A 6,162-nucleotide genomic window follows, 5' to 3' on the forward strand; every position below is an offset into this window, starting at 1 on the left:
GCAGGATTTCCCTGTCTCCCCCTGCTTCTTTCCTATTCAGCCCTGCGCTATGATAGCCCCCCATCTGACTGTCGAATGGATCACAGATTGTTATGGGGGAAGTCTTTGAGTTTCCGGTGCGTGTCTACTACGAGGACACCGACGCCGGGGGCATCGTCTACAACGCCAATTATCTCAAGTTTATGGAACGTGCTCGCACCGAGTTTCTTCGTGCCAAAGGGGTCGAACAGGACGTCTTGCTGCAGGAGGGATATGCCTTCGTGGTGAGCCGAACTGAGATCGATTTCCGCTCGGCGGCCCGTTTTAATGAACTATTGAATGTATTAACGCAAGTGATTGAAGTGAAACGCGCATCCCTGCGCTTTTCGCAGCAGATCCTGGCGGCTGATGGACGACTGATCACCCAGGCCATGGTACAGATAGCCTGTGTCAGTCATCCGCAAATGAAACCTGTCGCTATACCTGAAAAAATCAAGGGAGTGCTGTTAAGTGCACGCTGAAATTTCGTTTATTGGCCTGTTTTGGCAAGCCAGCCTGTTGGTAAAACTGGTCATGATGACCCTGATGAGCATGTCTATTGTCTCGTGGGCGCTGATTATCCAGCGTTCAAAGGCGATCAAGGCGGCCAATCTCGCATCGGAACAGTTTGAAGATCGCTTCTGGTCAGGGGTCGATCTCAATCGCCTCTATCAGGAGTCCTCTTCTCGCCGCGATGATATCGAAGGCATGGAAGATATCTTCTACTCCGGCTTCAAGGAGTATGCCCGCTTGCTCAAGGCCGGTGCCCGTGGTCAGGATGCGGTGATGGATGGTACCTACCGCGCCATGCGTGTTTCCCTCTCCCGCGCGGTGGATGAGCTGGAATCCAACCTGCCGGTGCTGGCGACCATCGGCTCCATCAGCCCCTATATCGGTCTGTTTGGTACCGTATGGGGGATCATGAACGCCTTTATCGCCCTGGGTCAGGTGCAGCAGGCCACCCTGCAGATGGTGGCACCGGGTATCGCGGAAGCGCTGATCGCGACCGCCATGGGGCTGTTTGCCGCTATCCCGGCGGTTATCTTCTACAACCGCTTCTCCAACAAGGTCGAGCGGCTGGAGAACGCCTACGCCAACTTCATGGACGAGTTCACCACCATTCTGAACCGTCAAATTGCACAGCAGCAGGGTGATCAGTAATGCAAACCTATCAGCGGATCCGGCGCAAGAAGGTGGCCGAGATCAACGTGGTTCCCTATATCGACGTCATGCTGGTGCTGCTTATCATCTTTATGGCGGTCACGCCGGTGATCACGCAAGGGGTCAAGGTGGATCTGCCACAGGCTGAGTCCGAGCAGTTGCCGGAAGATGCCAAGCCGCCCTTCATCGTCAGCGTCAATACCGAAGGCGAGTATGTCATCAAGGCGGGCGAAGCCGATGACGAGCCGGTGCCAAGCGGCACGCCAGAGGCGATGCAGCAATACATCACCGAAAAAGCCATGGGCTATCTGGCGATCAACCAGAATGCCCCCGTGGTGGTCGCGGGTGACAAGGCCGTGCGCTACGAAGAGGTGATCCTGTTGATGGTGGCCCTCAAGAAAGCGGGTGTGCCTCAGGTTGGCCTGATGACAGATCCGGTGAACTAACGGAGATGGATGTGAAGCGTGGTATTTCCGGTTATCTCATCGCGTCGTTTCTGCTGCACCTGATCATCGGCATCATCCTGTTTGTCGGGCTCGATTTCAGCAAACCGAAACGACCCGAATCGAAGGGGCAGATCGTCAATGCCGTCATGCTCGATGAGAACTTCCTCAACGAACAGGCCAAGCAGATCCAGCAGCAGAAATCTCAGCCCAAGCCTCAAAAGGTAGAGAAAGAGAAGGATAAGGAAGACACGGATCTCGCCAAGCGCGAGCTGGCTCAGAAACAGGAGCAGCTTCGCATCGCCGAGACCAAGCGCAAGCAGGCCGAAGAGGCGACTCGCAAGGCCGAGGCCGAGAAGCAGAAGAAGGTTGCCGAGCAGAAGCAGGCGGAAGAGAAGGCCCAAAAAGCCGAGGAAGCCCGCAAGCTGGAAGAGCAGAAGACCAAGAAGGCCGAAGCCGAGCGTAAAGCGGCGGAAGCCGAGAGCAAGGCGTTGGCGCTGAAGAAGAAAAAGGAACAAGAGAAGAAAGAGGCCGAAGAGAAAGCCAAGGCGGCAGAAGCCAAGGCCAAGAAAGCGGAAGCTGACAAGAAGGCCAAAGCCGAAGCCGAGAAGAAAGCCAAGGCAGAAGCAGAGAAAAAAGCCAAAGCCGAGGCCGAGAAGAAGGCCAAGGAAGAGGCTGAGAAAAAGGCAAAAGCTGACGCAGAGAAGAAAGCCAAGGCAGAGGCCGACAAGCAGGCCAAGATCGCGGCTGAGCGCAAGCGTAAAGCAGCAGAGCAGGCCAAGCTGCAAAAAGAGATGGAAGAGATGATGCAGCAGCAGCTGTCGGCTGAGGCCAATGCCCGCAGTCAGGCGGCATCGGCGGCAGCCCAGGGCGAAGTCGACAAATATGCGGCGCTCATCAAGGCCACTGTTGAGCGGTATATGATTTTGGATCCCACCATGCGGGGCAAAACATGTACTATCGGCGTACGTCTTGCGAGCAGTGGCTTTGTCATATCGGTAGATAACGGCCAGGGTGACCCGGCGGTCTGTCGTTCCGGTAAGGCGGCTGTTCTGAAAGCCAATCAACTGCCTGTGCCCAAGGACCCTGCGGCATTCGAGATGTTGAAGGAATTTAACCTGAAGTTAGAACCGAGTATCTAAGCGTGATAAAACGAGGTTGCTAGCCTCCGGTTGGTAACCTCTCGCCGAGATAAGGAATTTAACCTCTCATCTATATTGGAACCGAGTATTTAAGCCATGATCAGAAAAGTATTTTTTGCTTTGGTTGGCTGTTTGTTGCTGGGCCAGAGTGCTCAGGCGGCCCTGGACATCGTCATCACCGGCGGTATTGATAGCGCACGCCCCATCGCCGTTGCCCCCTTCAAGTGGGAAGGTAACGGGCAGTTGCCGCAGGACATCGCGGAAGTGGTCTCCAACGACCTGATGCGCAGTGGCAAGTTCAAGCCGCTGGCCCGTGGCCAGATGCCGCAGACCCCGAGCAGCAGCAGCGAGATCAACTTCGCTCCCTGGGCCTCCCAAGGGGTTGAAGCCGTGGTGGTGGGTTCCATTTCGGCAGTCGGTGATGGCACTTACAAGATCAACTTCGAGCTGGTCGATGTGCTGAAAGGCCAGCTGGCCAAGGCACAAGGTGGCGAGAGCAACGGTTACATCCTGGATAGCCGCATGGCGACCATCCCGGGTGCCCAGATGCGCCAGTTTGCCCACCGTATCTCCGACATCGTCTATGAGCGTCTGACTGGCGAGCGCGGTGCCTTCCTGACCCGCCTGGCATACGTCTCCGTCCAGCAGGGAACCCAGTTCCCGTACCAGCTGCGGATCGCCGACTACGACGGTTACAACGAGAAGACCTTGCTGCGCTCCCGTGAGCCGCTGATGTCCCCAGCCTGGTCGCCGGATGGCAGCAAGCTGGCCTACGTGAGTTTCGAGAACCAGAAATCCGAAATCTACGTGCAGGATATCTACACCCAGCAACGCAGCCTGATCACCAGTTTCCGCGGTATCAACGGGGCGCCGGAGTGGTCTCCGGATGGTCGTCGTCTGGCTATCGTTCTCTCCAAAGATGGTTCACCGAACCTCTATGTGGTTGATGTCGCTAGCAAGCAGCTGACCCGCGTCACAACCAGCCGTGTGATCGACACCGAACCCTCCTGGATGCCGGATGGGCAAAATTTGTTGTTCACCTCTGAACGTGGTGGCAAACCCCAGATTTATAGCGTAAATTTGGCGACTGGTATGACTCGCCGGATGACTTGGGAAGGTGAATCCAACCAGGGTGCATCCATCACTCCTGATGGCAAAATCATGGTGATGGTGACCCGTGTTCAGGGACAGTATCGTATTGCCCGTCAGGACATGGAAAACAATGCCCTGTTGGTCCTTACCCAGAGTGCTCTGGATGAGTCGCCAAGTGTGGCTCCCAATGGCAGCATGATCATTTATGCCACCATCTATCAGGGTCGTAAGAGTCTCGCATTGGTGTCGACTGATGGTCGCTTCAAGGCTGTGCTTCCGACCAGTAGCGGTGAAATTCGTGCACCAGCTTGGTCGCCCTTCTTGAATTGATAAAAATTCGATTGTTTTTTGTTTTGTTATAAAGGTTTAAGGAAATAGCATGCAACTCAATAAACTGCTCAAGGGTTTGGCCATCGCACTGCCACTGTTCACCCTGGCCGCTTGTAGCTCTTCTTCTGATTCCGACGCCGCTGGCGCTGAATCAGGTATGACCGACGGCATGGGCGGTGTACAAACCGGCGGCGCCAACGGCATGTTGTCCCCGGAAGAGCAGATGCGTCAGAAGTTCGAAGCACTGCAGCGTGACAACGTGATCTACTTCCCGTTCGACGGTTACGATATCCAGGGTCAGTACGCTGATCTGCTGGATGCCCACGCCAGCTACCTGCGCGAGCGCCCGAGCGTGAAAGTCCTGATCGAAGGTCACGCCGATGAGCGCGGTACTCCGGAGTACAACATCGCCCTGGGCGAGCGTCGTGCCAAGGCTGTTGCCAAGTATCTGCAAACCCTGGGTGTGCAGGCCGAGCAGCTCTCTATCGTCAGCTATGGCGAAGAGAAGCCGCTGGACATGTCCCACACCGAGGATGCCTTTGCCAAAAACCGCCGCGCGGTTCTGGTTTACTAAGGTTTAAACCGAACGAAGTTCGTTTATATGCAAGCGGCCATTTCGATGGCCGTTTTATTTGCACTAAACGCCAAGGTTTGATCCGAATGAAATCTGTCTATGCGAGCGACGATGGCGCTGGCCGTTTTATCTGTACTAAACGCTAAGGTTTGATCCGAATGAAATCTGTGTACAAGCAAGCTGGTGTTGCGCTGGCCGTATTGGTTGCTCTGAATGCGCAAGCTGCGGCACCGGTCAGCGATCTGGGCGGTGACTCAAGTGGTGGGGTTGTCCTTAGCGGCAACAACGGCGCCATCGTGCCCACCGGTAGCCTGGAAGATCGGGTTGCCCTGCTGGAGCGCACCCTCAATGCCCGTCTGAGACTGCAAGCTGAATTGCAGCAGCAGGTCGACTCCCTGCAAGGGGAGGTTTCCGAGCTGCGTGGTCAGCTGGAGCAGCAGACCTACCAGATGGAACAGTCGCAAGAGCGCCAGCGTCAGCTCTATCAGGAGCTCGACAAGGTTGCCAGCAGCCAGCAAGCTGCGCCGGCCGCCCCGGCCCCTGCTGCTGCCGCTACACCGGCTGCTGCCGCCAATTACTCAACCAATCAGGATGAGAATCAGGCCTACGACGCAGCGGTCAACATGGTGCTCAAAGAGAAGAACTACGACAAAGCCATTCCGGCTTTCCAGGGCTTCATCAAGCAGTACCCCAATTCGGGCTATGTTCCCAATGCACACTACTGGCTCGGCCAGTTGCTGTTTAACAAGGGTGACAGAGCCGGTGCCTCGGCCCAGTTTTCGACCGTGGCCAACAAATACAGCAAATCCCCCAAGCGAGCCGATGCGCTGCTGAAGCTGGGTATGCTGGCGCAGCTGGATGGCAAGAAGGCGGAAGCCAAATCCTTCTATGAGCAGGTGATCAAGGGTTATCCCAACACTTCGCCGGCCCAGTTGGCCAAACAGAGTCTGGCCAAGCTGTAACATTGCTGTATGTCACTGTTTTCGTAACGCTACTGTAAAAACAGCCTGCATTTGTACGCACAGTGAGCAAACGGATTTAAATTACGAATTTTCTGTTGCACCGGAAATTTAAATCCGTAATATAGGCCGCCGTCAGAGCCGAAGCAGTAATGCAGTCGGAACTGGTCGTGGTGAGGGTCGTTAGCTCAGTCGGTAGAGCAGTTGACTTTTAATCAATTGGTCGCTGGTTCGAATCCAGCACGACCCACCATCATTTCAGAATCCCAGGTCGTTTAGCTCAGCTGGGAGAGCACCTCCCTTACAAGGAGGGGGTCACTGGTTCGATCCCAGTAACGACCACCAGTTTGTAAAAAAATGATTTAGATGGGTCGTTAGCTCAGTCGGTAGAGCAGTTGACTTTTAATCAATTGGTCGCTGGTTCGAATCCAGCACGACCCACC

At 55.3% G+C, this 6,162-nt stretch carries 7 protein-coding genes and 3 tRNA genes; all 10 read left to right on the forward strand.

Going from position 1 to position 6,162, the window contains the following annotated elements:
* The first annotated feature begins 92 nt into the window (after positions 1-92).
* The 10 genes from ybgC (at position 93) to ACW5W8_RS14670 (ending at position 6,160) form a co-directional block, all read left to right on the forward strand.
* Entirely contained in the window at positions 93-500 is a 408-nt protein-coding gene (ybgC, locus tag ACW5W8_RS14625) for a tol-pal system-associated acyl-CoA thioesterase (protein ID WP_498628453.1), read from the forward strand.
* Positions 490-1,179 (forward strand): protein TolQ, encoded by a 690-nt coding sequence (gene tolQ, locus ACW5W8_RS14630; RefSeq protein ID WP_042063600.1) that lies wholly within the window; start codon positions 490-492, stop codon positions 1,177-1,179. The genes ybgC and tolQ overlap by 11 nt, the downstream gene beginning before the upstream one ends.
* Positions 1,179-1,625, forward strand: coding sequence for a protein TolR (tolR, locus tag ACW5W8_RS14635; protein WP_005354757.1), 447 nt, complete (start codon positions 1,179-1,181; stop codon positions 1,623-1,625). Before tolQ ends, tolR begins: the two co-directional genes overlap by 1 nt.
* A gap of 5 nt (positions 1,626-1,630) precedes the next feature.
* On the forward strand, positions 1,631-2,764 hold the full coding sequence (tolA, locus tag ACW5W8_RS14640) for a cell envelope integrity protein TolA (RefSeq protein WP_498628454.1): 1,134 nt from the start codon (positions 1,631-1,633) through the stop codon (positions 2,762-2,764).
* Positions 2,765-2,860: 96 nt separating this feature from the next.
* Positions 2,861-4,186 carry a Tol-Pal system beta propeller repeat protein TolB gene (gene tolB / locus ACW5W8_RS14645; protein WP_498628455.1) on the forward strand — a complete coding sequence of 442 codons (1,326 nt, stop codon included), beginning with the start codon at positions 2,861-2,863 and terminating at the stop codon, positions 4,184-4,186.
* 49 nt (positions 4,187-4,235) lie between these two features.
* Positions 4,236-4,760: a peptidoglycan-associated lipoprotein Pal gene (gene pal / locus ACW5W8_RS14650; protein WP_005304908.1), complete on the forward strand. Its 525-nt coding sequence runs from the start codon at positions 4,236-4,238 to the stop codon at positions 4,758-4,760.
* A 158-nt stretch (positions 4,761-4,918) separates the two neighbouring features.
* Complete coding sequence (gene ybgF / locus ACW5W8_RS14655; protein ID WP_498628456.1) at positions 4,919-5,722, forward strand: tol-pal system protein YbgF; 804 nt, start codon at positions 4,919-4,921, stop codon at positions 5,720-5,722.
* Between the two features lie 174 nt (positions 5,723-5,896).
* A tRNA-Lys gene (locus ACW5W8_RS14660) sits at positions 5,897-5,972 on the forward strand.
* 16 nt (positions 5,973-5,988) lie between these two features.
* Positions 5,989-6,064, forward strand: a tRNA-Val gene (locus ACW5W8_RS14665).
* 23 nt (positions 6,065-6,087) lie between these two features.
* Positions 6,088-6,160, forward strand: a tRNA-Lys gene (locus tag ACW5W8_RS14670).
* The last annotated feature ends 2 nt before the right edge of the window (positions 6,161-6,162 follow it).

Source organism: Aeromonas aquatilis (genome assembly GCF_054052405.1).

What these genes read in the sequence shown, in the direction of transcription:
- tolR (WP_005354757.1), top strand. Translation starts at nt 1,179, where the DNA reads ATGCAAACCTATCAGCGGATCCGGCGCAAGAAGGTGGCCGAGATCAAC.
- ybgF (WP_498628456.1), top strand. Translation starts at nt 4,919, where the DNA reads ATGAAATCTGTGTACAAGCAAGCTGGTGTTGCGCTGGCCGTATTGGTT.
- ybgC (WP_498628453.1), top strand. Translation starts at nt 93, where the DNA reads ATGGGGGAAGTCTTTGAGTTTCCGGTGCGTGTCTACTACGAGGACACC.
- tolB (WP_498628455.1), top strand. Translation starts at nt 2,861, where the DNA reads ATGATCAGAAAAGTATTTTTTGCTTTGGTTGGCTGTTTGTTGCTGGGC.
- pal (WP_005304908.1), top strand. Translation starts at nt 4,236, where the DNA reads ATGCAACTCAATAAACTGCTCAAGGGTTTGGCCATCGCACTGCCACTG.
- tolA (WP_498628454.1), top strand. Translation starts at nt 1,631, where the DNA reads ATGGATGTGAAGCGTGGTATTTCCGGTTATCTCATCGCGTCGTTTCTG.